The organism is Bacteroides sp. GM023 (assembly GCF_014750685.1).
GTDB lineage: Bacteria > Bacteroidota > Bacteroidia > Bacteroidales > Bacteroidaceae > Bacteroides.
The window spans coordinates 551,668-577,635 of the sequence record NZ_JAAXGE010000002.1 but is presented as its reverse complement, the minus strand read 5'-3'; the positions used below and the strand labels follow the sequence as shown (position 1 = coordinate 577,635).

The window sequence follows — 25,968 nt, the reverse complement described above, 5'->3', positions numbered from 1 at the left end:
ATTGAATATGCGCTTTTTCTTCTATTTGCTCCTTTTATACATAATCATAAAATCAACGGTTCTCCGTATCCTTCATACAACGCACGGAGAAAGCATGAGAGCGGCCGGATGAATGTGTCCAGGTAGTATCGAGTACTTTATAATAGAGGGAAGTAGCTCCCTGGTCTTTATCATTTCCATAACTGCTGGCCGATGAGTTAGACCAATAGCAGGCAGCACCTTTACTTGCGTCCAAGCCTGTGTTATTGCCGTTATTACCACCATTAGAGCCCCACTTACAGCCTGCCAGCGGCCAATAAGCATAGTTCATACCATCATAGCAGTATTTGAGCACTGCGATCGAACTCAATTTCACAAATTCCGCTTTTTGCTCTATCTCGTTCAGGACGCGGGGAGAGACAACCCGATACCCTTTCGGACAAGGGTCATAAATGGATTTATGCCCATCGGAAGGATTGAGATAAGTACTCGATTCGTTCGGATTACCCCAAAAATCATCTTTACGGTCGGTACGTGCACCAGTCCAGGCACCCAAATACCAGTCGGATTTCGTATTTTCTACTTCATTGGTATAAAGCAGGGAACGGGGATTTTCGATAGAGAAGCGGACATCAGTCGCTTTTGTAGGAATGTTCGTACCTACGGTTCCCGACCAGCCGACCGGTGTGGGACGTCCCCATTGGAAATAGACGCCATTGGCTTTCCAGTTGTTTCCTTCTCCCGTCATGTAAGTTCCCAAGTTACGGTCCAGTACTGTATAGCCTGTGTTACCATAAGCCTGTTCCTGCGGAGTAGGAGTCATCCATACGATAAAACTCCATAATACAGTAGTCTGGTCGTCTCCATAGATAGCCACTTGGCCGCAACCACCGTCATAACCTCCGCTCACCTTATACGTATTGATTGTGATGGTATAATCACCGGCAACAGGAGAAATATCCGTTGTATTTCCATTCACACCAATCATCTTATGATTTACATTCAAGTCACAGCCGAGAATCGTCTTTGCATATTTGGGTTCTTCCACTTCCATGAAGTTACCGCGTGCCTTCACACTAATCGTATTGCTCACACCACTGGTAGAAATATCTGTCAAAAGACAGTTGGACTCACCATATGCCCATCCGCCTGCCAACAGACGCGTTTCCACAGGCTCATACCATTCGCAGGAATTATCCGAGAGCTTCAGATTATTGATAGCAATCGTGTTGACTGCATTCGCTTTCAATTCCTTGCCCTCTTTACGAATAGGAATCGTAACAGTCTGCTGGTCGTTCTCCAAAGTAACGACGATATATACCGGCTTATCGGTCAAGTCAGCAGGATATGTAGTCAGATAGATGTCCTGTGTGGAAGCAAGCAACTCGGGAGTTGCCAGGGAAACAGTGGCATACGGTTTCGCTTCCGCTCCGAATGTCAGCTCGTCTGTATCCAGATTGGCAGTGAATGTACCGGAGAGAGGGGTTTTCGCATCCTTGTCATATAGAGAAACACTTTTCAACTTATAGGTGGAAAGCTCCTGGGAAGCGATACTGAATTTCACATACGCCATCGCGTGCTTCAAGGTAAACTTGGCCAGCATTTCCGGACTGCTGACCGTTGCTTTGGCGTAGGCAAAGCCATACTTTCCGATATGATGGCTATCTCCGGGGCGACTCTGTTCCTGTTCGACAAGCAGGGAAGCGGTAATCTTGTTACCGCTTTCAGCCAATGCCGTATTTGCCCGGTAAGGATAGTAGATAAGAAGTTCCGTAGCACCCGTTTCCGCCATCTTCACGTCGTCCGAGGTAAAAGTACCGGAGTTTTGCCCGATGGATTCATCGCTCAATAACGACTGCACATTGTTGATGTCCGTTCCTGCCGTACGTGAGAAGACACCCAAAGCGTCCCCCTCACTCCAAATTACCGGATACACATCACCCGCTTTATCGCCGATAGAAACACGCGTCTGCGGAGACGAGAGCCCTACCAAAGTCAGACATGAACCTGAATTGGCCGGTTCTCTGCCATTGTCGGACGAAACAATCTCGTCCTGCGTGCAACTTGCCATTATCAGAGCCATTGCACCTATTACAAATAATATATTTTTCATACCATTCATTCTTTAGAGTTACATCCTTCCTTTACCACTCATTCTCGTCCAAATCACCCGCGGAACCGCCATCGCTCCATGCACCTTCCGTTCCTGATGCCTTCCAGGTCTGAAAAGCGGAACACACGGCACGTCCTTCGTCATTGTAGGCGATGATGGCAGTGATATAGTTGACTCCCGGGCGTAGCCCTTCGGCTATCTTACGGGTGTAAGGCAGAGATACAGGCACTCCGTTCTCTTCTACGAATTTCACCAGTTTCACTTCAATGTTATAGTCAAAGCCAATGTCAGCTACCGGATAAAACTCAAGCACTTTCGCTCCGAAAGTCGTTCCCGTCTTTTGTTCGGAAGCAATCAGAGCCGTATTGTCAACAACCTCCGAAACAGTCAGGGTCATGGTAGGAATGACACGCGGTGCCGAGTCATCCTTGTCCGAGCAGGCGGCAATTGCCAGCAGTAATACGGAGACAAATGCCATTCTTATATATAAGTTCTTCATAATCATATGTATTAGTTTTATTTTTGTAGATTCTTATACCGCAGTAATGCTTCTAAAAAGTAATAATCGGCATAGGTCAGGGGGACATCCACTTCGCTCTTATCAGGCAGTGCGCCGACACTGTGCTTCAGGATGAAATTCCCGTTGGTATCCGTCTCTGCCAAATATTCTTTTGAAGCAAGCGTGCGGAGCTGCTTTTCCGCCATTGCCAGATAAGACTCTTTCGCTTCCGTTCCGGGGATATAACGGCTTAGTTCGATAAAGGCGGAAGCCATGATAGCCGCGGCGGAAGCATCCCGGTAAGTCTGCCCGTCTACCGGAGCATCAAAATCCCAGTAAGGAATACCGTCGGCAGGCAGACGGCGAATCAGTAAATCGGCAATATGCCCGGCCTGCAACAGGTAATTCTGATAACCGGTCAGGCGGAACATCATCGTATAGCTATACAAAGCCCAGGCTTGTCCGCGACTCCAGGAAGAATCGTCCGAGAATCCCTGCACGGTCTGGTTGCCGCGCACCTGTCCGGTTTCGGGATCATAGTCCACCAGATGATACGTGGAATAATCATCCCGGAAATGATGCTGGATAGTCGTATTGGCATGCGTACAGGCAATATTCTGCAATACGTCGTCGGCATAGGCTTTCGACATGGAGAGCAATAATTCCAGATTCATCATATTGTCGATAATCACCGGAAACTTCCAGTCACAACCCTTGCGCACAAAGTCCCAGCTACGAATCACTCCGGCAGTAGGGTTGAAGCGGGTAGAAAGGGATTTGGCTCCCTGGTAGAGCACCTGTTTATAAGCCTCGTTGCCCGTCAGCCGGAAACCATTCCCGTAACTGCAATTCAACTGGAAGCCGACATCATGGTCTCTGGTCACATATTGTATGGAGTCCAATTTCAGCGTATTCTTTTCGGCAAGTGCTTTCACTTGCTCATTGCCCGTATATTCGTAGATATACCACAGGGAGCCGGGATAGAACCCGCTGCACCACCAATAGATATTCGAAGGCACGAACTCGCCGTCGGCGGAGAGGGTGCGGGGAAGCGTCTTTTCTGTCAGACGGGTATCCATATGTATGTACTGCTGCTCCGCAACGGAAAACACACGGTCAATCAATGCTTCCATCGACTCCTGTTTGGAACAGGAAGCCAATGTCAAAAGTCCAAGTATAGATAATAATAAGATTCTCATACGTTCAATCAATTTTGTTTGGGGGTGAGGGTAGTGGTAAACGAAGCAGTCTGATTGGCTGTGACAGTTGCTTCAAAGCCAACCATGTAAGTGCCCGGATTGGCCTGGTCGTAGGAGTTTTCACTCGTGGTGCTCCAGGTTTTGTAACTGGGCTTCACGGTTCCGCTGGCGGTGAGATACATCACTTTGCTTCCGTTTGTCAGCACAATCCGGTTTGATTCTACGGTAGGAACGGCGGGAGTCACCATACACCAGCGCACTTTTGCCGATTTATCCGTGCGTGCCTTTATTTCATCTATCACTACCAGGTTTTCGTCGTTTACGATTTTCACGGTGCGGGTGGCGGATGCAGCCTGGTCGGATACGACGTCCGTCAGGTTGAAGATAGCTCCGAGCTCCGTTGCCGTATTAATCGTAGAGGTCAAAGTAGCCGCGCCGCCTACCCGGTGACGGGCATCATTGATGGAGATGGTACTATGATTCAGGTTGTTCAACCGGAAAACATCCCAGCGCATCGAGTTCTGCCCCATATCCCAAAGGTTACCGCCCAAGCCTGCCAGTACCGACTCGAGAGTAGTATAACTCTGCAAGCCGAAATCCATCGACCAACGCACTCCATACGCATCGTACACGAATGAGCCTGCATCCATATGTCCGTGGCTCGAACCTGCCATACCGCCTTTGATGCCGAGATACTTATCCGTATCGGTGTACGTCCAGTCCGTATGTACCATCACAACGGGAGTTTCCCCTTTTCCGCTCCACAGCTTATTGGAAGGGGCGGAAACCGCGTCCAGGTTCAGATTATTGGCGAAAGCCATAATCATCGGCAGCAAGCGGTTTTCGGCACAGGAAGCATATTCACCGTTCTTCAGCATCTTCAGTTCATTGTAGAGCAATGACGGATTATTGTATTTATCGGCAAACCACCACGAAGCCAGCGCCGCCGTAGAAGAAGGGGCACAGTCCGAATAATTGAAGAACTTGCTGTTAAGTCCTGTCATATACAACATATATTCCGCTGTCTTTGAGAATCCCGGAATAGAGGAAAGTCCGTTGTCCGTGCCTAGCGTGCTGTCAAGGGCGGCGAGCATCAATACCTGATACAGCGTTCCGTAGCACCAGTAGCCACTGCCTTCGGGATAGTTTCCATCGGGGGAATACATCACTTCCAAGGCCGGCTTGTTCGATTCGAGCGCCTTTTCAATCATGTCTTTCGCTTCCGAAGGGTTGTTCTCATAAGAAGCCAGTGCCGCGCAGACCAGTCCGCCGTTGCAAACCTGGTTCCAGTTGTTGGTCGCTTCGTAGAAGTTCAGGTTCCAGTTCTTCTCCTGCGCCTGCTGGAAAGCAAATTTCAGCAGGGCGTTCGCTGCTTTCGTGCGGGTGGCTGCGCTGAGTTCGTTATAAAGCCAGTCATAGCCGAAGGCGACAGCCGTTGCCATTTCACCTACATCGAGAAAGTGGCGCTTGGAGTTCCAGTCGGGGAAGTTGCAGACGGCGTTTATATCCTTTTCCGCTTTCGTCAGATACTTTGCGTCGCCCGTCATGCGGTAAGCGTAGGCACAAGTGAAAATACGCAGCAGGGCATCACGGGATACGTCGAGGATACGCTTATTGCTGGCATCCAGCTTATATACAAGGTCTGCCGCGTTCATCCCCTTGCTATTGCATACGCCCATGATGGTGTTGTGAAGCAAAGTCAGGTTAGCGCTCGTATTGGCATTTACTTTCGCCTTCAGCGCGGTGAAAGCCTCATCGTTCATCAACAGGCGGGGATGATTGTCCGCAGTCAGTTTGGAGAAATCCAGTCCGCCTTCGGGCTCCGTGGGGTTCGGTTTTTCATGGGTGGAACCCGGACGGAATCTGTTCTCGTCTTCGTCGGAACAACCGGCGGTCATCCCTACAAAGAAAGCTATGATGATTGTTTTAAAAAGAATCGTTTTCATGGTTCAATGAATTTATTTGTATTACTTCAAAGGAATAAGCCGTACTTTCAGTTGCGAGGTACGGTTGGCGGGAATCACGGTTTCAAAGCCCACGCGAAGCGTTCCCGGATTGCGGAAATCATACTCGTGCGGGGGGACGTTCGACCAAATCTTCATCTCCGCTTCCGTGTCCGTTTCCGCTATCAGCAGCATCCGCTGACCGTCTTTTGTCAGCTCAATCCGGTTTTTGCCTACAATCCTGGCATCGGCGGGAGTTACCATAATCCAGGACACGGCAGCTTCCTTGTCGCCCGTCTCCAAGCGGTCTGTCACTTCCAGGTTATCTTTCTTATCCAGCATCACCGTGCGAACGGCCTTATTCACGCTGTTGGCAAATACGCTCGACAGGTCTACTTCCGCCCCTTTCCGCTTCTTCGACTCGAAAGTACGGGTAATCGGAGCATTGCTCTCTACAAGATGCCGTTCACCATTTATCGTCAGCGTGTTGTGCGCTATATTGCTTAGTCGGAACACTTCCCACCGTTGTCCGTTCTGCGACATGTTCCACAAGTCCACTCCCTTGCTTTCGAGCGTGATATAGCTCTGCATGCCCAAGTCCATCGCCCAGCGCACGCCGTCTCTCTCGAAGATAAACGAACCGGCATCCATGTGTGCGTGCGAAGTGGAAGGCGAACCGCCTTTCACACCCAAATAGGTATCTTCCGTCCTATCCCATCCGCCACGATAGATAAATACAGGCGTATCGCCGCGGCTGAACCAGAAGTTCTTTTTGGGACGGCTGATATTCTTCAAATCGAGCTGCGAACCGAAAACCATCAGGCTGGGCAACAGCCTGTCTTCGGCAAACTGCATTTCCGGCCGGTCGAGATACTGACGTTCAATCCACAGCAAAGAGAGGTCTTTCTCCTTCCCCGCAAACCAAAACATCATCATATTGCACTCCGCCTCTACCGGAGAATCGGAGAAGCAGAAGCAATCTCCACCGGGAGCCGTCATGTACTGCATGAAGCGGGCGGACTCCATAAAGCCGGGGGCTTGGGAGAGCCCATTGTCTGTGCCGAAAGCACTTTCGAGCGCAGCAATGAGCATTACCTGAAAACTTGTCCCGTACCCCCAATATCCGAACCCTTCGGGATAACCGCCGTCGGGGCCATAACCTACCATCGCTTTCGGATTTGTCGCCATACACTTCTCGATAATTCCTTTCGACACTTCGGGAATCTCCTCAAAGAGAGCCAGCGCACCATACGCCAGTCCGCTGTTACATACGGAGTTCCAGTTGTTCTTGGCTGTATAGAACCAGGCATGGCGGGTGTTCTTCGCCTCATCGAATCCTTTCTCTACGATGGCTTCGCGCACTATCCGGCGGGTTTCGGGCTGCAAAGAGTCATACAGCCAGTCATAGCCGATAGCCAATGCCATTACCATCTCGCCCACATCCAGGAAGTGGGTAGGATTCCAGTCCGTGAAACGGCTGACAGCCAGCATCTCCTGTTCGGCACGATGGGCGTATCTCACGTCTCCCGTCATGCGGTATGCATAGGACAGGTAGTAGATACGCTTCAGCGCGATGCGCGAAATCGCCAGCAGGCGCTTGCCTTCCATGATACGTTCCACAGGTTGTTCTGTAAGTGTCCGGTCGCAGAGTTTCATAATCCGCCGGTGAACAGCAGCCAGCGGCGGATATTCCGCCATCGCCTGCCTGACTGATTCTTCGCCCCCCTTCGGCAATAACAACCGGGGATGGGGCGCTATTTTGTCATAATCAAACTGCTGCGCAAATACACTTGTGTAACCGGACACAACCATGAGTAATAATAAAAGTATCTTCTTCATCTATCTTCTTTTCTAGCTGATTAATAAGCCCAACCGCTGCGTTTAGTCAAGTTCGGGTTCTTCTGTGTCTCGCTGATAGGAGCAGTCCACGGCCATATATAATCGGTGTAATACCAGTTATATTCTACCATATCGCCCCACCAGGACTTACCGCCATTCACGTCTTTTCCCTGGAATTTGGTTGCTTTATACGTTCCCCAACGTACTTCGTCGAAGAAGTTGATACCTTCCAGGCAAAGTTCCACGCGGCGTTCGTAGCGCACTCTTTCAATCATATCTTCCTTTCCGTTCACTGCGCACGCACCGCTACCGCCTTCTGTCAGTGCAGGCATATGGGCGCGGGTACGTACTTTATTCACCAGGCGGATGGCTTCTCCGATTTCATCGGTCTGCGCCAATGCTTCCGCATACTGCAACAGTACGTCCGTATAGCGAATCAACGGCCAGTCCGTATGGCAACGGCTACGGCTGATAAGACGTCCTTTCTCGAACTCGTTGTACTTGCGGTAGCAATAGAAAGCCGAAGTACGCTTGTCCAACCAGAAGTCTCCGCCATTCGTTCCCTGCTCTTTCAGCGGCCAGCGGGCTTGCTTGCCTATCTGATTGGCGTCTCCGGCATAATTAGGCTTGTAGCAGTCTACCGGGACGTAAGGGGTGACTACCGTTTGTTGCAGACGCGGGTCGCGGTTGTCATACGCCTTTTTGATACGCGCTTCATTGCCGCTGTTCAGATAATATTTCTGATACACATCTTCGCCTACCCGCTTGATAAGCGCGGTCTTTTGGGAAGACATGGATTCCAGTCCGTCACGGCAGAAGAAAATCTCACGCTGTTGCGGAGTCAGCAAGTCCCAGTCTTCCAGTCCGTCCACTTCCGACCATTTGAAGTCCGAGCCGTCGGCATTCTTATAATAGTCCACAAAGTCTGCGGAAGGTTTTATCTCTGTCCAGCCGTCATACGTATCACGTGCGCCTGTCATTTGCTGCATATTATCACAATAGCCCGTCTCTTCGCTGAACTGAAGCGGGAAAATCATTTCCTTATCCTTTTCGTTCTCATAGATGAAAAAGTCGGCATATTCGCCCGTCCACAGTCCGTAGCCACAAGTTTCCACCGCTTTGAAGTCGCTGCATGCTTCCTTGTATTGTTTCTTCCACATATATACCATGCCGCGCAGCGCATAAGCCGCGCCCTTTGAAGGACGGCCGTAGTTCTCGCTCAAGGTGTTGTCCGGGAAGTCAGGGGTGTTGATGCAATAGGTCAGGTCGTCCAGGATTACTTGCCATACATCATCGGCTGACGACTGACCAAGGGTACAATCCTCATTATTGATAGGTTCGAGGTAGATGGGGACACCCTGATAGAGCATATTCAGACGGTGGTATGCCCAGGCACGCAGGAAATGGGCTTCGCACTGGTAACGCGCCAGTTTGGACGCGGACATACCTGCCTTATGAAGATTGGCAATCGCGTCGTTGCACGCATGGATGATGGTATAGCAGAATTTCCACTCATACCACACCTGGAAGTCATTGGCGGGTTTGGTAGCCAACGAAAGCAGTTCCACCGGATAGTTGTTTGAATAATAATCGGTGGCAAAGCCCATCGCTTCGATACCTTGTCGGTTCAGTCCGTCGGCACGGCGGAGCTGGGTGGAAGAAAGCTGTGTGGCATAGAACGGATAGTAAAGCCCTGCCATCCCTTTGTCGGCAAGTTCCTCCGTCGTCCACATGTTCTCACTCGCTATCTGGTCTTCGGGAGCCACATCGAGAATATCCATGCAGGAAGTGGCGGCCAAAGCCATCGTTAAAATCATTAATATCTTTTTCATATCAGATTCTGTTTTTTAATTCTACATCGTTAAAAGGTAATCTGCCCGCCAAAAGAAATCTGACGCATCAATGGATAGCCGATGGCCGTTCCTATCTCCGGGTCGAGTCCCGGATAGCTCGTTATCGTCAGGATATTGTCCATTGACACAAAGGCGCGGAGCTTGTTGACAAAGAACTTGTTGGAGATTCGTTGCGGCAATGTATAGCCGACTTGGATATTCTTCAGTTTGAAGTAATCGCCGCGGTATTCGTTCCAGTCACTTTGGATTCGGTTGTTATAGGTCGTTCCGTAGGTGAGGCGGGGATATTTGCCTGCCTGGTTGGTACGGGAATCTTCCGGGTTGGAAGGGTCGAAAAAATAATGGTTGTCGGCGATATGCTCGATAATGCCGTATCCGTGGCTGACGAGTGTCGAGTTATAATAATCCGTGTTCCAGTTGAGGTAATGTCCGAAAGCGCCTGCCCACAACATGGAGAAATCGAAGTTCTTGTAAGAGAAGGCACAGTTGAAGCCCAGGTTGTACTTCGGCACACTGGTATGGCCGGAAAAGTCCCGGTCGTTCGTATCGCCGTAGTTCATGTCTTCGTTGCTGTCGGCATAGAGGATGTCGCCATACCAAAGCTGGTCTTTGGCGATGGTTTTCATTCCACCGAACGAGTAGCCGGAGTCAATCATCGCCTGTACCCATACCATATCTTCTTTGGTACGTATCATTCCGTCCTTCGGGCCTGCATGGATGTCTACCGCACCGCCGGTATACCCTTCGCCGGAACCTCTGTACACTTTATACATATACGTTTCACCCAGTTGGCGGCCTTCGGAGATGTATCCGCTGAAACCGGACTCTGCCACATCGCTGAAGTTGTTGACGTAGCTCACTTTGTTGCCTTCAGCGTCATACGTCCAGTATTTCTGGAGTTTTCCTTTGAATTTCATCACCTTGTTGGCGTTGAAGGAGAAGTTCACTCCTATTCTGTATTCAAAGTCCTTACCGATACGGTCGTTCCAGTTGAGGGTAAATTCCATACCACGGTTGCGCACTTCGCCAAGGTTTTCGGGGGCGGATTCTACGACACCCATCGACAGATAGAGTTCGGGATGATAGAGAATGTCCGAGGTATATTTATTGTAGTAGTCAATCTCACCCGTCAGGCGGTTGTTGAAGAAGCCGAAGTCAAGACCGATGTCGGTGGTGGCGGTACTTTCCCAATGCAGTTTGTCGTTGCTCAGTTTCTTGCGTACAAGCCCTTTCGTTCCTTCACCGTCGATGACAACATTGCCTGTGGCATAATTGGCTTGCCAGTCGTAGTTGCCCGTAGAGTTGTTGCCCGTCTTTCCCCATGAGACACGCAGTTTCAGGCTGGAAAGGTAGTCTTTAGTGGGTTGCATAAAGGATTCTTCCGAAATACGCCATCCACCGGAGAAAGAGGGGAAGTATCCCCAACGCTGGTTCACGCCGAAACGGGAAGAAGCATCGGCACGAAGGTTGGCTTCAAACAGATAACGTCCTTTATATCCGTAGTTGACACGGCCGAAGTAGGAGATGAGCCCCCATTTGGCGGGTGACGAACTGGAAGAGCTTACCAGTGTTTCGTAGGTGCTGAGTTCGTTCAGTGTCCAGTCCGTCGCTCCTTTGCGGGAGACGGCGAAGCTCTTGCTATAATACTCCTGTGCGGAATAGCCGAGCAAGGCGCCCAAGTCGTGGTCTTTCTTGATGGTAGTGTTATAGCGCACCAGTATTTCCGCGCTCTGACGCCAGGTTCGTGCGCTTGTATTGGTGATGGAAGCGTTCTCCAGAGCACTCTCGCTGACGCGCTGGTCGGTCACGTAGTCCCAGTATCCGTTCTGGCGGCTATAGGAAGACCGGTCGGTGAAAGTCGGCGAATAGTTGAATGTACCTTCGATGTTGAGCCCTTTGTAGGGGGAGATAATTCCGTAGACCGAGGCATTGAGACGCCACACGGTGTTGAAGCCGGTAGCTCCCGCCATCTGACCGAAGATGTTGTTGGCATTGGAAGATTCTTCACTTGCCAGCGCGGCACGTCCCCAGTAGTTCGGTTCGCCGGGATAGACGCCCGGGGTGGTCTGATACAGATATTTGAAGCCGTTGCTGATATTAGCCATGCCGTAATCCTGCTTTTGCCCGTAAAGGCGGGTGCCGACGGTGAGCCATTTCACAATCTTTGCTTCCAGGTTGGTGCGGAAGTTAATCTTCTGCGTACTTGAGTCGAGGTTCCAGCGGTTCATCACTCCCTGGTTGTCGAGGTAGCCGAGGGAGAGCATATACTTCACTTTCTCCGAGCTGCCGGATACGGACAGGTTGTGTTCCTGCGAGAATCCCGTGTCGAATACTTCGTCGAACCAATCGGTGTTCGGGTAGGCCACGTAATTGGGGACGCCGTACTCATTCAGCCCGTAGGGGTCGGCGGAAGCGGAACGCCAGCGGTCGATGCTCTCTTGCGAGAAGATGCCTTTGGTATCCACGTTTTCGGATGCTTCGTTGACCAGTTCCATGTAGCGGGCATAGTCGCTGACAAAGGAGAGTTTGTTGTAAGGCATCTGCACGACTCCTGAGTAAGAGTAGGAAATCTGTGGTTTGCCTTTTCCGCTTTTGGTGGTGATGAGGATAACTCCGTTGGCGGCACGCGTACCGTAGATAGCGGTCGAGGCAGCGTCTTTCAGTACGGAGATGCTTTCGATGTCGTTGGGGTTCACGTTGTCCATGCTCCATTCGATGCCGTCTACGAGTACAAGCGGGGAGTTTGTATTGAAAGTGCCGTTACCACGCACGCGGATGGTGGCACCGTCCGAACCGGGTTGTCCCGAACCTTGCGTCACGTTCATACCTGCCGCAAGTCCCGAAAGGGCAGAAGAGACACTCATGATGGGGCGGCCTTCCGTCTGGTCGGCAAAGTTGATGGAGGTCACGGAGCCGGTCAGGTTCACTTTCTTCTGTGTGCCGTAACCTATCACTACTACTTCATCCAGCACTTTCGTTTCCACTTTCATCTGTACATCGAGTTTGGTACGCCCGTTCAGCAGAAGGGTAGCCGTCTCATAACCAATGTAACTGAAAGAAATGGAAGGTTTGGCAGAAGTTGTTTTCAGGGTATAATGTCCGCTCAGGTCGGTCAGTACACCATTGGTCGTACCTGCTTCGACAACGGAAACACCCGGCAGGGTTTCCCCGTTCTCATCAGTCACTACTCCACTTACCGTTACGGAGGTCTGTGCCCACACCACATCCGTCAGTAAAAAGAGCGAAGCCAATAGGAATAAAAGGTAATGCTTCTTTTTCATTGTATTAGATTTAATGAAACAATTAGGTTGTTAAATACTCACAGTGCAAAGAAATGGGTTATTTAACCAATCTAATAATACAGTTTAGGCGATTGATGCCACTAATTAATAAAATTCGGCGGAGAATGGAAAGGAAAAACAAGGTTTTAAGATTTCGACTAGCTTTTATCAGAAAATGACTAGGGATTCTTATCCTATATTTAAAAATAGGTTGTATTTTTGCATGCATACCTGTATGTATATCAATCATCTAATATCTAATTTTTATAATAGTTATGAAAAGACATTTCTTGATTCTTGCTTTCTCTCTTTTATTCCTTCCGTTCGCACAAAGCAAAGTTAAACTTCCCGCAATGATGGGAGACCATATGGTGCTTCAGCAGAACAGCTCCGTCAAGTTATGGGGATGGGCGGACGGCAAGAAAGTGACTGTCACTACTTCGTGGAACAACCGGACTTATCAGGCATCTGTCGACAAGGACGGAGCCTGGCTGGTGAAAGTGGATACGCCTGCCGGTGGTTATACTCCTTATTCTATAACAATCAGTGACGGAACTCCGGTCACTCTCTCGGATATTCTGATAGGAGAGGTATGGATTTGCTCCGGTCAGTCTAATATGGAAATGCGCATGATGGGTAATTCGGCGCAACCTATTGATAATTCGCTCGAAACTCTTCTGAATGCGGGCAACTACCGCGACCGTATCCGGTTTATCACCGTGCCGAGGACAAAGAACATCGAACGCCGCACGGATTTCGAAGGAAGGAAATGGGAGATGTCAGCACCCGAAACGACGATTGATTGCAGTGCCGCAGCTTATTTCTTTGCCCGTCAACTGACGGAAAGCCTTCATCTCCCTGTGGGACTGGTTATCAGCAGTTGGGGCGGTTCGCGAATCGAAGCATGGATGGACGAACAGACACTGGGCTCTATCGAAGGGGTGGACATGGAAGCTGCCAAAAGCTCCAAGCGGGATATACATCAGCGTTTGGGATGCCTGTACAACTCGATGTTGTGTCCTGTGAAGAATTTCACGGCACGCGGTTTCCTTTGGTATCAGGGGGAATCGAACCGGGGATACCACCAGTTCTACGCACCGATGATGACTGCCATGGTGCAACTGTGGAGAAATATGTGGGAAGCTCCCGATATGCCTTTCTACTATGTACAGATTGCTCCTTACCGATATGAGAACAGCCGGAATATAGATGGCGCCCTGTTGCGCGAAGCGCAAATGGAAGCGCTGAAAACGATTCCAAATTCGGGCATCGTGCCTACTACGGATATCGGCGACGAGTTCTGTATCCATCCGCCGCAGAAGAATATCGTAGGGCTCAGGTTGGCTACTCTTGCGCTGACCAAAACGTATGGTATCGGCAGACTGCCGTCCAACGGCCCGGTGATGACGAAAGTAGACTACTCCGACAGCAAGGCGATAGTGACATTCGATAATGCTCCCGCCGGATTGTTCCCTACTTTCTCCCAACTGGACGGATTCGAGATAGCGGGAGCCGACAAGAAGTTCCACCCGGCAAAAGCGAAAATCGTGGGACGTACCAACACGGTGGAAGTATGGAGCGAAGAGGTTGCCCAACCGGTAGCCGTCCGCTATGCGTTCCGCAATTATGCAGGAAATATCACCTTGCGCAACACCTTCGGGCTGAGTGCTTTTCCATTCCGTACCGATACGTGGGATGAGGTGAAATAAGAGTCTTCGCGAAGGGGGTTATTACACTGTTTATTGGGCATATAGTTCCTGCGTATTGGGCATATAGCTCCTGCATGTTGGGCATATAGCTCCTGCATGTTGGGCATATAGCTCCTGCATGTTGGACATATAGCTCCTGCGCGTTGGGCATATAGCTCCTGCACGTTGAGTATATATGCCCGATAAACAGGGCTGGAATACCTTGCAGAGGGGTATATATCAACGAAAACTAAATCGAACCGGATAAATAAGAAAGGCAACTTATTATGAAACGATTCATTCTTCCCATATGCATTTTGTTTGCATTGGCTTCCTCGCTCTCCGCCAATATTTACAAGAAATATGATGTAAGGTCGGGGCTATCAGGCAATTGTGTCCGCAGCATCCTTCAGGACAGCATCGGATATATGTGGTTTGCCACGCAGGACGGGCTGAATCGTTTCAACGGCATTGAATTTACCAACTACGGGCATTCTTCGGAAAACGGCGGAAACAGCTATATGAATATAGTGACCATCTGCCGCCACCAGGATAACAAGCATATTTGGGTAGCAAGTACGGAGAAGTTGTATCTATTTGATTCGCGCGAAGAGAAGTTCGCCGTATTCGACAAGCAGACGGAAGACGGAGTGACGGTGAACAGCGCTTTCGGAATGGCTTATGACGACTACGGGCAACTGTGGATTGGGACAGCCAACGGACTGTTTGTCTACGATGAAAAGAAAGGTACGTTGAAGCATTATCTGCATTCTTTCTCTGACCCTCATTCGTTGCCGGACAATCATGTGTGGGTGATTTATAACGATTCGTTCGGCACCATATGGATAGGAACCCGGAACGGACTGGCAAAATACAACCAGCGCACGGACAACTTCACCGGTTATGTCTCCGAGGAAACGTCCTTCGGACGTCCTGCCTGCAATGAGATTATTTCCCTGATGGAGAGTTCCCAAGGGGTGTTATGGGCGGGTACATGGTATGGCGGACTGGCTCGTTTCAACAAGGAGACGGGGCAATTCCGTTATTACTTCGGCGAAGGGGATACGCTTACCATTCCGCGCATCCGCACACTGTTTCAGCGTACCGCCAACTCTTTCTATCTCGGCTCCGACGACGGACTCTATACCTTCAACACGACCACCGGAGAGTGTCTGTCCACTGATGACGAACAAAATAAAGAGAGTATCTATGCCTGTTATCAGGATAGGGAAGGGGGGATTTGGATTGGTACGTATTTCAGCGGAGTAAGTTACCTGTCTCCCAAGCATAAGGATATCGAATGGTATTATCCTAACGGAACGGAGAACTCGCTTTCGGGCAATGTTATCAGCCAATTCTGCGAAGACCCCGATGGCAATATCTGGATTGCCACCGAGGACGGCGGACTGAATGTGTTTGACCCCCGCACCCGGAAATTTAAAAACCATCTGCTAAAAAGCGGCAATCCCAACATCGGTTATCACAACATTCACGCATTGCTCTATAATGAGGGGAAGTTATGGATTGGCAGTTTCTCAAGAGGTTTATATATCCTGGATATTCAGACGGGAAAGACTCAAAATTACCGTCACAACCGTGCCGACCCGCATTCGATTCCGAACGACCATATCTATTCCATCTACCAAACGAGAGATGGCAGCATTTACCTCGGCACGTTGTCCGGCTTCTGCCGGTACAGCCCGGAAGACGATTCCTTCCGGACATTGGAACCTTTAGGGCATATCTTCATCTATGATATGGTCGAAGACCAACACGGCGACTTATGGCTGGCAAGCAAAAGGGATGGCATATGGCGTTACAACCGCAACACGGGCAAGCTGCACAACTATCGCAACATTCCCAACGACCCGTCTTCTCCTTGCAGCAACTGGGTGATTCGTGTGTATATCGACCACAAACAGAATCTTTGGTTCTGCACCGAAGGGGGCGGCATCTGCCGTTACAGTTATCAGCAGGACAATTTCGAGAATTTCTCCACGAAGGAGAATCTTCCCAACAACATTATCTACGGCATACTGGACGACCAGTCCGGCAATTACTGGCTTTCTTCCAACAGGGGACTGATTCGGTACGAGCCACAGAACAAGCGGGCGCAACTCTATACCATCGAAGACGGATTGCAAAGTAACCAGTTCAACTTCCGCTCTTCCCTGCAAGCCAGTGACGGTAAGTTTTATTTCGGGGGCGTGAACGGATTCAACTGTTTCTATCCGTTCAAGTTGTCTATCAACAAGGTGAAGCCTACGGCTTCCATTTCGGCTGTATATATGCACAGTCCCGATGATAAGATAAGCCTTAGCAAGCGTATATCCGCTCTTAGTGGAAGGGTTACGATTCCTTATCAGGTAGTATCGTTCGATATTATGTTCGAGAGTCTGAGTTATGTGGCTCCGGGCAAGAATCTCTATGCGTACAAGATGGACGGGATTCATAAAGATTGGATTTATACGGATAAGAATAATGTATCGTTTCTCAATCTGCCGCCGGGAGAGTACACTTTTCGTGTGAAGTCGAGCAATAATGATGAATATTGGAGCAATGATGATGGTTGCCTGCATATTGAAGTGCTTCCGCCGCCCTGGAAAACGATTTATGCCAAGATTTTCTATCTGCTGGTTATCTGCGGACTGCTTTATCTGTTGGTACGGCTCTATCTGCGCAAGCAGCAGGCGATGAAGCTAAGAAAGATGAAAGAGATGGAGCAGATAAAGAATCAGGAACTGTTCCAGTCCAAGATAACTTTCTTTACGCAGGTGGCGCATGAGATAAAGACGCCTGTCAGTCTGATAAAAGCTCCGTTGGAAGCTATTCTGGAGACGCACGAGTGGAACAGCGAAGTGGAAAGTAACCTGTCTGTCATACAAAAGAACACCAACCGACTGATGGAACTTATCAGGCAACTGCTTGATTTCCGCAAAGTCGATAAAGAGGGATATGCTCTTTCGTTCAACGAAGTAGACATCAATAGGATGATAGAGGAAGTAATCGAACGTTTCCGTGCCATTTCCCTGACGGGCATCTCTTTCAGTGTGTCCTTGCCGAAAGGGCATCTACGCTATAATGTAGATCAGGAAGCATTGACCAAGATTGTCAGCAACCTGCTGACGAATGCCATGAAGTATGCCCGCACGCGTATTATGGTGATTTTGGACGAGCATCTGTCTGCCGACGGGCGCATGCTTTCTCTTTGTGTGCGCGATGATGGGCCGGGAGTTCCGCAGGATGAATGCAGCAAGGTTTTCGAACCGTTCTATCAGGCGGGAAATACGAGCAATAACGGTTCGGGAGTGGGCATCGGATTGAGTCTTGTCAAGTTGTTGGTAGAGAAGCATAAGGGGAAAGTATATATCAATCCCGGTTATACGGAAGGATGCGAGGTTTGTGTCGAGATTCCTTATCTGGAGAAAAGTATCTCCGTCAGCCCTTCCATTACTTCCATGCCCGATGAGGCTCCCGCATCGGAAGAGGAAACGGAAACGGGCGGTTATTCCCTCCTTGTAGTGGAAGATACGACGGATATGCTGGAATTTCTGGCAAAGAACCTGGGAAATGCCTATACCATCCATACCGCCACCAACGGCAGGGAAGCCCTGGAATGTCTCGAGACAACGACGGTAGACCTTATCATCAGTGATATCGTCATGCCGCACATGGACGGGTTCGAACTCCTAAAGTCCATCCGTTCCGACCATATGCTTTGCCATATTCCTTTCATCCTGCTTTCGGCACTCGACAGCATTGATTCGAAAATCGCCGGTCTTGATTATGGAGCGGACGCTTATATCGAGAAGCCTTTCTCCCTGAATCATATGAAAGCGACTATCAACAACCTGCTGGAAAACCGGCGTATGTTGTTCAACCACTTCACAAGTGTGCCTAATATGTCGTATGACCAGGCATTGATGAACAAAACCGATGTGAAATGGATAAACACGGTGAATGACATCATCACCCGCAACTTCACGAACGAGGAATTCACGATTGATAAGCTGGCGGAAGAGATGTCTGTCAGCCGCTCCAACCTGCAACGCAAACTAAAAGGACTTAGCGGCATGCCACCCAATGACTATATCCGGCTGATACGGCTCAAGACTGCCGGAGAACTTTTGCGCGAAGGGGAGTACCGGATTAACGAAGTCTGCTACATCGTAGGGTTTAATAATCCTTCGTACTTCGCCCGTTGCTTTCAGAAGCAATTCGGGATATTGCCGAAGGATTATGTGAAAGGTGGGGACATAACCCATTCCCAAAAAGGAACGACTTCAATATCCCCATAAGTTTTCTTCTGGTTGTAGGTAAGCAGGGTTTTCTTTTCGAGTACCACATTTTCCAGCTCGAATCCGTACAGTTCACGTTTCAGGTTCATGTCATTCAGTTCATAGCAAACCTGAAAGCCATAAGCTTTCCCGTTTTTATATGCCAAAAAATCACATTCCGTCTTGCTATTGTCGAATGAAATATTCTCATATCCTTTATTCCTCAATTCATTATAAACGAGATTCTCCAAGGCACTTCCACTTTGTGGAGAATAACGAAATACATTGGCTGAAACCAGACCATTGTCTATGAAATAGCACTTATGCTGGGAACGGGAAGTCTCTTTCAAAGAATAAGAAAAGTTACGCACATCGACGCAAATATAACTGTCACACAAAAAGTTGAGATAGGACGCAACTGTATTTTCATTGCTTTTCAGCGCCTTACCCACAGCCGGTATAGAAAAACGGCTCCCCATATTTTGCATTAAGTAACTGACCAGACGAAAGAACAAATGGGTGTCACGTATGCCACTATAAACGATGCAATCCTTCTGCACAATGGACTCGAAATAGCTTTTCAATAATTCCTGCTTGATGTCCTCATCGGCATCACCTAATACTATTTCAGGAAAACAACCCGTAGAAAGGACATTATCCATGATACGTAGAACTTTCGGTGTTTGAGTATAGCAATCAAGCAAAGTCATTATTCCTTGCGAACGAAAAACTTCCCGAATAGAAAACGGACGCACTTCATTCTCGAAATAACGACCGGACAACAAGGCGGAAAAACGGTTCTGTAACAATTGCGAGTTAGACCCCGTAATATATATCTTTTCAAATATCTCAGTGTCATAAGCACTTTTTACGAATATCTCCCAATCACATAAATGTTGTATTTCGTCCAAAAACAGGTATTTCACTTTCTCTCCCGTCAAACGCTCCGCATTTTCTATCACCCCGAATAATTTGGAAGAATCATCCCAGAATGGAATGAACTGCGGATCATCCAAATTAAGTACAAGAATAGACTTACCACTCACTCCCGATTGTAGTAGGTCATTGATTAATAGTTTGAAAACGGTAGATTTGCCACAACGACGTACACCAGTCAGTATCTGGACGTGACGCATCGTTTTCTTTTTCAAAAGATTGTCCATGATGTCTCTTGGGCACAAGTGATCGAACATTTTGCCGTTCCATTGGGCATTCTGGCGTATCAGAGTCTTTTCCATACCAAAATCAGTTTTTATGATAACTTTCAATTCCTGCAAATATAAGAAGATTAGTTCATTTACCTAATTATGTTTCCTACAAATCACCATTTTGCCTAAACATAATTAGGTAAATAGACTCATACCAGATACTAAAAAACTATCTTACCCTATGATTTATAACAACAAAGTCTATAAATTCTTTAGAAAACACACTTTCAGAAGAAAAGTGTTATTTGAAAAGAACGTTTTCTCTCTAAAAGTGTGTTTTACAAAGAACATTTATCTAATAATTAATAGCAGCTATTATCATTCAATCAAGAAAGGATGACAAGAAGAAAGGATTTACCGAATCAGGCTCAAATTACCCGTAGCTTTATTCACCGCTTTCTTCTCCGCACAGATGCCGATACCGATATAATGCAATTCATCATCGTTTGCTTCAGCCATCGCCTGTTCATACTCATCGTATGTCCTGGCATGCTGGGCGATGGTAGAGAAGTCTACTAAAACCGCATTGTCCAGATCTAAGGAGAGGAAGTGGCTATATATCTCTTTTATTTTGTCTCCGGATGCTCCAAGTATGGGGATAGGCAGTTGGGTGATGCCCAAATGTTTTTTCCCTTGTTTGTCGTATACATCGTGACTGACAATATTATCGACTTTGCAGCCGAGTGTCATGGATAATACACTGGCAATATTCGCTACTACGCCCGTAGGTTGGGCATTGTCAATCACTAAAACACACTTGTGTGTGGCGCTCGAAAGAGTTTCTGTTCCCATGTTTATTTATATCTTTGGTTGGTGCAAAGTTATGGATAATAGATTATTTTCCTATATCTGACAATCACATACGATAATTTTCCTATTTTTGCTATTATTTCTATACATTCTTCCTGAATGAGAGATTCTAAAACATTAAAAACAGGAAAAAAGACTATGGCACAATTAGACGAAACGGATATCAGGATTCTTCAATCACTGCAACAGGACGCAAAGGTGAATACCAAAGAACTGTCCGAACAGCTTCATATCTCTAAGACTCCAATCTATGAACGTATCAAACGACTGGAAAACGACGGGTATATCAAAGGATATGTCGCACTGGTAGACAATAAAAAGGTGAGCTTACCACTTATCGCTTTTTGTAATGTGTCATTGGCCGTACATGATGATGAGCATATCCAGCGTTTCAAAGAGGAGATAAAGAATATTGATGAGATTATGGAATGTTATTCCACAGGTGGCATCTACGATTTCCTTCTGAAGATTGTCGTCAGGGACTTGGATGCCTACAACCGGTTTGCTTTTGAAAAGCTGACCAAAGTACACGGGATTGTGAAAATGCAAAGCTCGTTTGTCCTTAGCGAAATTAAGCATACAACGGTTCTGAATATAGAAAAGTAGATTTGTTTTTCAAAACAAAGATATTTATCAAGTGAATTATTTTATATCCAACAATATATATTCCTACTTTATTGCCTTGAAATCATTTGTGACATTTTTGTTCTTATCTTAAGTATTATACGGGGAAAAACAAAAATGTCACAGAACTAATAATCAACTATTTAACCCTAAAAACCACCCTATTTTAAGAGAAGTTCACAAAAAACAATAGGATGTTTTTGCAGTTTTCTGTTGGGAAACTACATTTTCTTTGTAATATGCTATTTACTAATACATTACCTCTACATTTATATCTTTTCATTCTCCAAAACCTTCCTTTCAAACCAGTAGCCGTTTGCACTTGTGCATTCTCCGAAACGGACTTGGGTAACTAACGGGTTACACAAGTGCAACAGGCCATCTGTTCAAGTGTATTCGATGAATATATATAGTAGAATTGGCTAACTGATGGAAAGAAATCATTAATTCATGCAGAAGAGACGATTAGTTCTACCTTATGAATAGATAAAATCACCCTATAAGCTGAATAAAGAATAGGGTAATTTATCCTTGATATTTTGTGAGCTTAAAACAATAAGAACGACCGGTAGAGTCGGAATTTCATTCCTATTCTACCGGTCGCCCAACCAAGTTTAATCTATTAGAGTGATAGAGAGATTTAGCATCTTAGAATGAGTGCATCCGCAGTCGTTTATCAACCAACATTCCGTCTTTCAAAGTCAATTCAAACTTCACTTTGCGTTTCGCTTTCAGTTTCAGGATGAAGAGGTCTTCCGAACCTTCCAGTGAAGGCTGATTACCCAGGTTGACAAATGTAGGATAGAGTGATTTCACGCCGTTGGTATGCAGACGGTCGTAAGTCAGGTTCTCCATCGCTTTCATATTCAATGATTCTACACTTACGAATTCATAGTCGTTCTGGTCGTAAGGCAGGGCAAAGCTAAGTGCATTCACTCCTTTCAGGTCATTGCCTTTCACACGGATTTCTACGATTTCGTCTTTCAGATACTGACGTTTCGGAGTGCTGATGGATAATGAACCGGATACTTTTACCGTATCTTTCCGAGTGATTCCACCTTCGAGCTGAGTAGCTACTACAGATATGTCATAAGCATCTATCAGGTCGTTCATATTAATATCGCCCTTGCTGATATAACCTTCATAATCCGAATCACCACGGCGCAATCCCGTGTAGTTCATATAAGAAGTCAGGTCGTTGCGGTCAATCTTACCGTCGTTGTTAATATCGCCTTGCAGATAGCTGGCTGTTCCGGGCACTTTGAATACGTAGAGTTCACGACCGGAAGCGTAGTTGCCTACACCTGCCGTTATGTTAAGCTTGATATAACGTGCGGTAGGATGGTTGGCAAATTCGAAGACTTTCACTTCACCGTCGCGTTTCCAGTCGAATGCTCCGGCTTCTGTCCAATGCTCCTTATCCATACTGTAAGATACGAAACCTTTCAGTATCGTACCGTTTCCGGCATCGGTGCGTGGCAGGTAGTGGAATTTATCCAGTTGGTTAACGGTCTTGAGGTCGATGGTCAAATCCAATGGGATAGCGTTTTCACGGTATTTCGTATGCCAGTTGTCACCTGATTCGGTAAAGTCGAACAAGCGGTTGACCCCGAATCCTCCCTGTGAAGGAGCAGTAGATTCGCCTTCAATGCCTTGGATGGCAAATTCCAATGGGTTTGCTTTTGTTGTTACCTGAATTTCAGCCCAGTCGGAAACACCGTCTTTGTTAACTGCACGTACTTTGAAAGAATAAGGAGTTTCGGCTTCCAGTCCTTCAAACAGCAGATAAGTGTTACGGATGGTTGTGTAGAGCATTCCGTTAAACTCGATTTCGTAGAAGTCGGCATTGGCTATTTTATCCCAAGTCGGTTTCAGGGTATATGCTTCTCTGTTTTCTTCGGTTACTTGTGCGTTCTGCGGTGCTGTCAGGGCTCCGGTGGTTACACGGTAGCGGTCGGCAGGTTCAAAACGGAAGCCTTCTACGTTCACTACGGTCTGATAGGCGGTGATGTCGGTAGTAGCCAGTTTGATACGCACCTGCGGATTCTTTGTGATAGCTACTTTTTCGAAGTCGCTGCCTTTCGTGGCAAACTTATTCAGGTTCGGAGTTTCTTCATACCAGAAGACGTTTTCACCTTTCAGGAAGTCATCGGCTGTGCGCACTTCTGTCAGTTTCACGGTTTTACCGTTTATTTTGGCAGACAGTTTCTTCGGTTTTTCGGTGACGTTAATGCGCAGTTCTGTCTTTTTATCCTTCACGAAGCCGTCGAAGTTGCCGGCTGCCGGATGGATGGTAATCGTTAGACTGTTCTTCTTGTCGATTACGTTGGACTCAATCAGGGTGGATACTGATTTCTCCTGGCGATAGGCTTCAGTCACTCCGTCGTCGTCATATTCTACGGTTGCCGTATGGCGGTTCGGGTAGAACTCATAGATGCGGAGAGACGGGTCTATCTCGCTGACATTGTTGTGGGGGTGTGTCATCGGGATGATGGAGCCGTTTTTCACAAATACGGGAAGTTTCCAGATGGGGGTATCAAAGTTGTTGAGGATACGGTTGCCCTCGTACTTCTCGCCGGTGAAGTAATCAATCCAGGCGCCTTCGGGCAGGTAGATACCGTCACGGATATCATTGCCTTTCTCGTCGGCTTTGGTGTTCTGATAGATGGGAGCTACGAGGAAGTCCGTGCCATACATGAACTGGTACTGCGTAGCAGGCCCGTAGGTGTACGCGTTGGGGTAGTCAAGGAACATGGCACGAATAAGCGGCATTCCGTCTACCGCTTCCTTGGCAAAACTATATGTGTAGGGGATTAATTCGGATTTCAGCTTCAGGTACATTCGGTTGATGGATGTAGCTGGCTCGCCTAAAGCATGGGGGTACTTCTCATTGGCGCCCCAGCCATCCATATTCAACTGCATGGGGGTAAATGTCTTCCATTGGAAATCACGAATATTGACTGTTTCATTTTTGCCACCGAATATTCCGTCCATATCCGAACAGATATTGGGCTGACCGGAAAGACCGGAACCGATGTAGGTCGGTATATGGAAACGGATATATTCCCATACGCCACCGGTCTGGTCGCCTGACCAGATGCCTGCGTAACGTTGCGTGCCTGCCCAGCCGTCGAGTGAGATGATGAAAGGACGGGCATCGTTGCCATAATAAGGCATGATGCGTCCTACATCGGCTACACCGTTCAGTCCGAAGGAGTATCCGGCTCCTACCCAGGCTACGTCGGTCTTGAGCACACGTACACCTGCGTCGCGGACTTCTTTCACGATGTCACGTTGCAGCAGGGCGCTTACGCCTTCTTTGGGATGCAGATCGGACTGTGTCCAAAGTCCGATTTCCACTCCGTTCTTACGGGCATATTCGCCCAGGCTTTTCAGGTTGGCGATATTTCCGTCCAGTGTTTCTGTCTGTCCGTAGCCGGCTCCGTAACCATCGTTGGGGAGCAGCCAGCCGAGGGGCATGTCATAGTTCTTGTAGCGGTCGATAACGGCACGTGCCGAGAACTGGTAGTTGTTTTTTTCACCGTTCAGAGATTCTTTGATACCGCCATTGTCTTTCTGGCTTTCTTTGTAACGTTTTCCGTCTTCAAAGAGGATTCCTTTTTCATCCTCTTTCCAATAGTCGCGGTTGTAGGCGTTGAGGTGCCCTTCGTAAAAACCGAATTTGGGCAGGAGTACGGGATTTCCCGTCAGTTGGTAAAAATCGTTCAGCAGGGCAACGGCTCCGTCGTTGACCATGTAAAATAAATCAAGGTAAGAAGAATTGTGAGATAGTTTCACTACGTTTTTTTCTGTTGCTCCAAAGTCATATTGTCCTTTCTTGAAGGTGTACCACATCATTCCATAGCCTTTTGTAGACCAGTAGAAGGGGCAGGGGGAAGCGACTCCGCCGTCTGTCCAGCTATTCTGGTTTTCGATGGCTGTCACTTTGCCTTTGTGGGAGAAGCGTCCGTTCTGTACGCCACCGCCGTAGAAATATTCGTCCGGCTGTTCTTTCAGGGTGACGGTCACTTCTTTCGGGCTGAATACTACAGGAGCAGCCTGTTCAATGACACATGCGTTTGTTTCAAGGTTAAAGACTTTCATCAGGGAAGTCTGTTTGTCGAGTTCAATCCGTACTTTCCCGGTAGTCAGGATGATACGGCCGTCTTTATCGTCCAGTGCAAGGCCGGATACCTTGCGGCGAGGTTGGTCGACGAGTATTTGTGCTTCAGGTTTCGCTTCGGGATCACGAATAATACCGCCAGAGTTATCCTGAAAAATACGGAAGATGTTCTCTCCGTAAAAGTCGATTGTCATTCGCTGGTTGTTTGTAAACAGCACATCGACTGTGGTCGGATTTACCTTTTCTGCCCGAAGGATCCCTGAAGTTTCGGATGCTTGTATGGAAAGATAGGAAAGGGGATGTAATAGCAATAATAGTAATGCGATAAGTCTGAAATACCGCGAAAAAAGAAAATGACTGTTTTTCATGCTTTATTTATTTAATTAGACATTAAGATTGCTTGTCGTTATACAATGATAAATACACGTAAAACGCCCGCTACCCTAATTTTATCCCCGTTTTTTTAATTATTCTTTGTTCTTATTACTTTTTTTCACTATTCAAGGGTAGTAAGAGTGGAAAACATAGGGGG

Annotated in this window: 13 protein-coding genes; 3 read left to right on the top strand and 10 right to left on the bottom strand. The window is 47.7% G+C overall.

The genetic code is table 11. The annotated features are described in order from the left end of the window. Positions 1 to 52 precede the first annotated feature (52 nt). From HC965_RS04710 to HC965_RS04680, 7 genes are read right to left on the bottom strand one after another with little or no spacing between them, the layout of a single operon-like run. Complete coding sequence (locus HC965_RS04710; protein ID WP_191030368.1) at positions 53 to 2,092, bottom strand: fimbrillin family protein; 2,040 nt, start codon at positions 2,090 to 2,092, stop codon at positions 53 to 55. 31 nt (positions 2,093 to 2,123) lie between these two features. Beyond that, positions 2,124 to 2,597 carry a hypothetical protein gene (locus tag HC965_RS04705; RefSeq protein WP_191030367.1) on the bottom strand — a complete coding sequence of 158 codons (474 nt, stop codon included), beginning with the start codon at positions 2,595 to 2,597 and terminating at the stop codon, positions 2,124 to 2,126. Between the two features lie 11 nt (positions 2,598 to 2,608). Beyond that, positions 2,609 to 3,790, bottom strand: coding sequence for a glycoside hydrolase family 88 protein (locus HC965_RS04700; RefSeq protein WP_191030366.1), 1,182 nt, complete (start codon positions 3,788 to 3,790; stop codon positions 2,609 to 2,611). 8 nt (positions 3,791 to 3,798) lie between these two features. After that, on the bottom strand, positions 3,799 to 5,736 hold the full coding sequence (locus HC965_RS04695; RefSeq protein WP_191030365.1) for a heparinase II/III family protein: 1,938 nt from the start codon (positions 5,734 to 5,736) through the stop codon (positions 3,799 to 3,801). 21 nt (positions 5,737 to 5,757) lie between these two features. Beyond that, complete coding sequence (locus HC965_RS04690; protein ID WP_191030364.1) at positions 5,758 to 7,572, bottom strand: heparinase II/III family protein; 1,815 nt, start codon at positions 7,570 to 7,572, stop codon at positions 5,758 to 5,760. 20 nt (positions 7,573 to 7,592) lie between these two features. Further along, a complete protein-coding gene (locus tag HC965_RS04685; RefSeq protein ID WP_191030363.1) occupies positions 7,593 to 9,404 on the bottom strand; it encodes a RagB/SusD family nutrient uptake outer membrane protein in 1,812 nt (603 codons plus the stop codon). Between the two features lie 29 nt (positions 9,405 to 9,433). Next, positions 9,434 to 12,706, bottom strand: a complete 3,273-nt coding sequence (locus tag HC965_RS04680) for a TonB-dependent receptor (RefSeq protein ID WP_191030362.1) — start codon at positions 12,704 to 12,706, stop codon at positions 9,434 to 9,436. Between the two features lie 275 nt (positions 12,707 to 12,981). Here HC965_RS04680 and HC965_RS04675 point away from each other — a divergent pair, with 275 nt between their 5' ends. Beyond that, positions 12,982 to 14,415 carry a sialate O-acetylesterase gene (locus HC965_RS04675; RefSeq protein ID WP_191030361.1) on the top strand — a complete coding sequence of 478 codons (1,434 nt, stop codon included), beginning with the start codon at positions 12,982 to 12,984 and terminating at the stop codon, positions 14,413 to 14,415. A 266-nt stretch (positions 14,416 to 14,681) separates the two neighbouring features. Further along, complete coding sequence (locus tag HC965_RS04670; RefSeq protein ID WP_191030360.1) at positions 14,682 to 18,692, top strand: hybrid sensor histidine kinase/response regulator transcription factor; 4,011 nt, start codon at positions 14,682 to 14,684, stop codon at positions 18,690 to 18,692. Here the strand turns inward: HC965_RS04670 and HC965_RS04665 are convergent. After that, complete coding sequence (locus tag HC965_RS04665; protein WP_191030359.1) at positions 18,632 to 19,909, bottom strand: ATP-binding protein; 1,278 nt, start codon at positions 19,907 to 19,909, stop codon at positions 18,632 to 18,634. The genes HC965_RS04670 and HC965_RS04665 overlap by 61 nt on opposite strands. A 324-nt stretch (positions 19,910 to 20,233) precedes the next feature. After that, entirely contained in the window at positions 20,234 to 20,671 is a 438-nt protein-coding gene (locus HC965_RS04660; RefSeq protein ID WP_191030358.1) for a DUF2000 domain-containing protein, read from the bottom strand. Positions 20,672 to 20,827: 156 nt separating this feature from the next. On the opposite strand from HC965_RS04660, the gene HC965_RS04655 reads away from it, so the two are divergent. Beyond that, entirely contained in the window at positions 20,828 to 21,295 is a 468-nt protein-coding gene (locus tag HC965_RS04655) for an Lrp/AsnC family transcriptional regulator (RefSeq protein ID WP_191030357.1), read from the top strand. 666 nt (positions 21,296 to 21,961) lie between these two features. Here the strand turns inward: HC965_RS04655 and HC965_RS04650 are convergent. After that, positions 21,962 to 25,804 carry a TIM-barrel domain-containing protein gene (locus HC965_RS04650; protein WP_191030356.1) on the bottom strand — a complete coding sequence of 1,281 codons (3,843 nt, stop codon included), beginning with the start codon at positions 25,802 to 25,804 and terminating at the stop codon, positions 21,962 to 21,964. Positions 25,805 to 25,968: the final 164 nt, after the last annotated feature.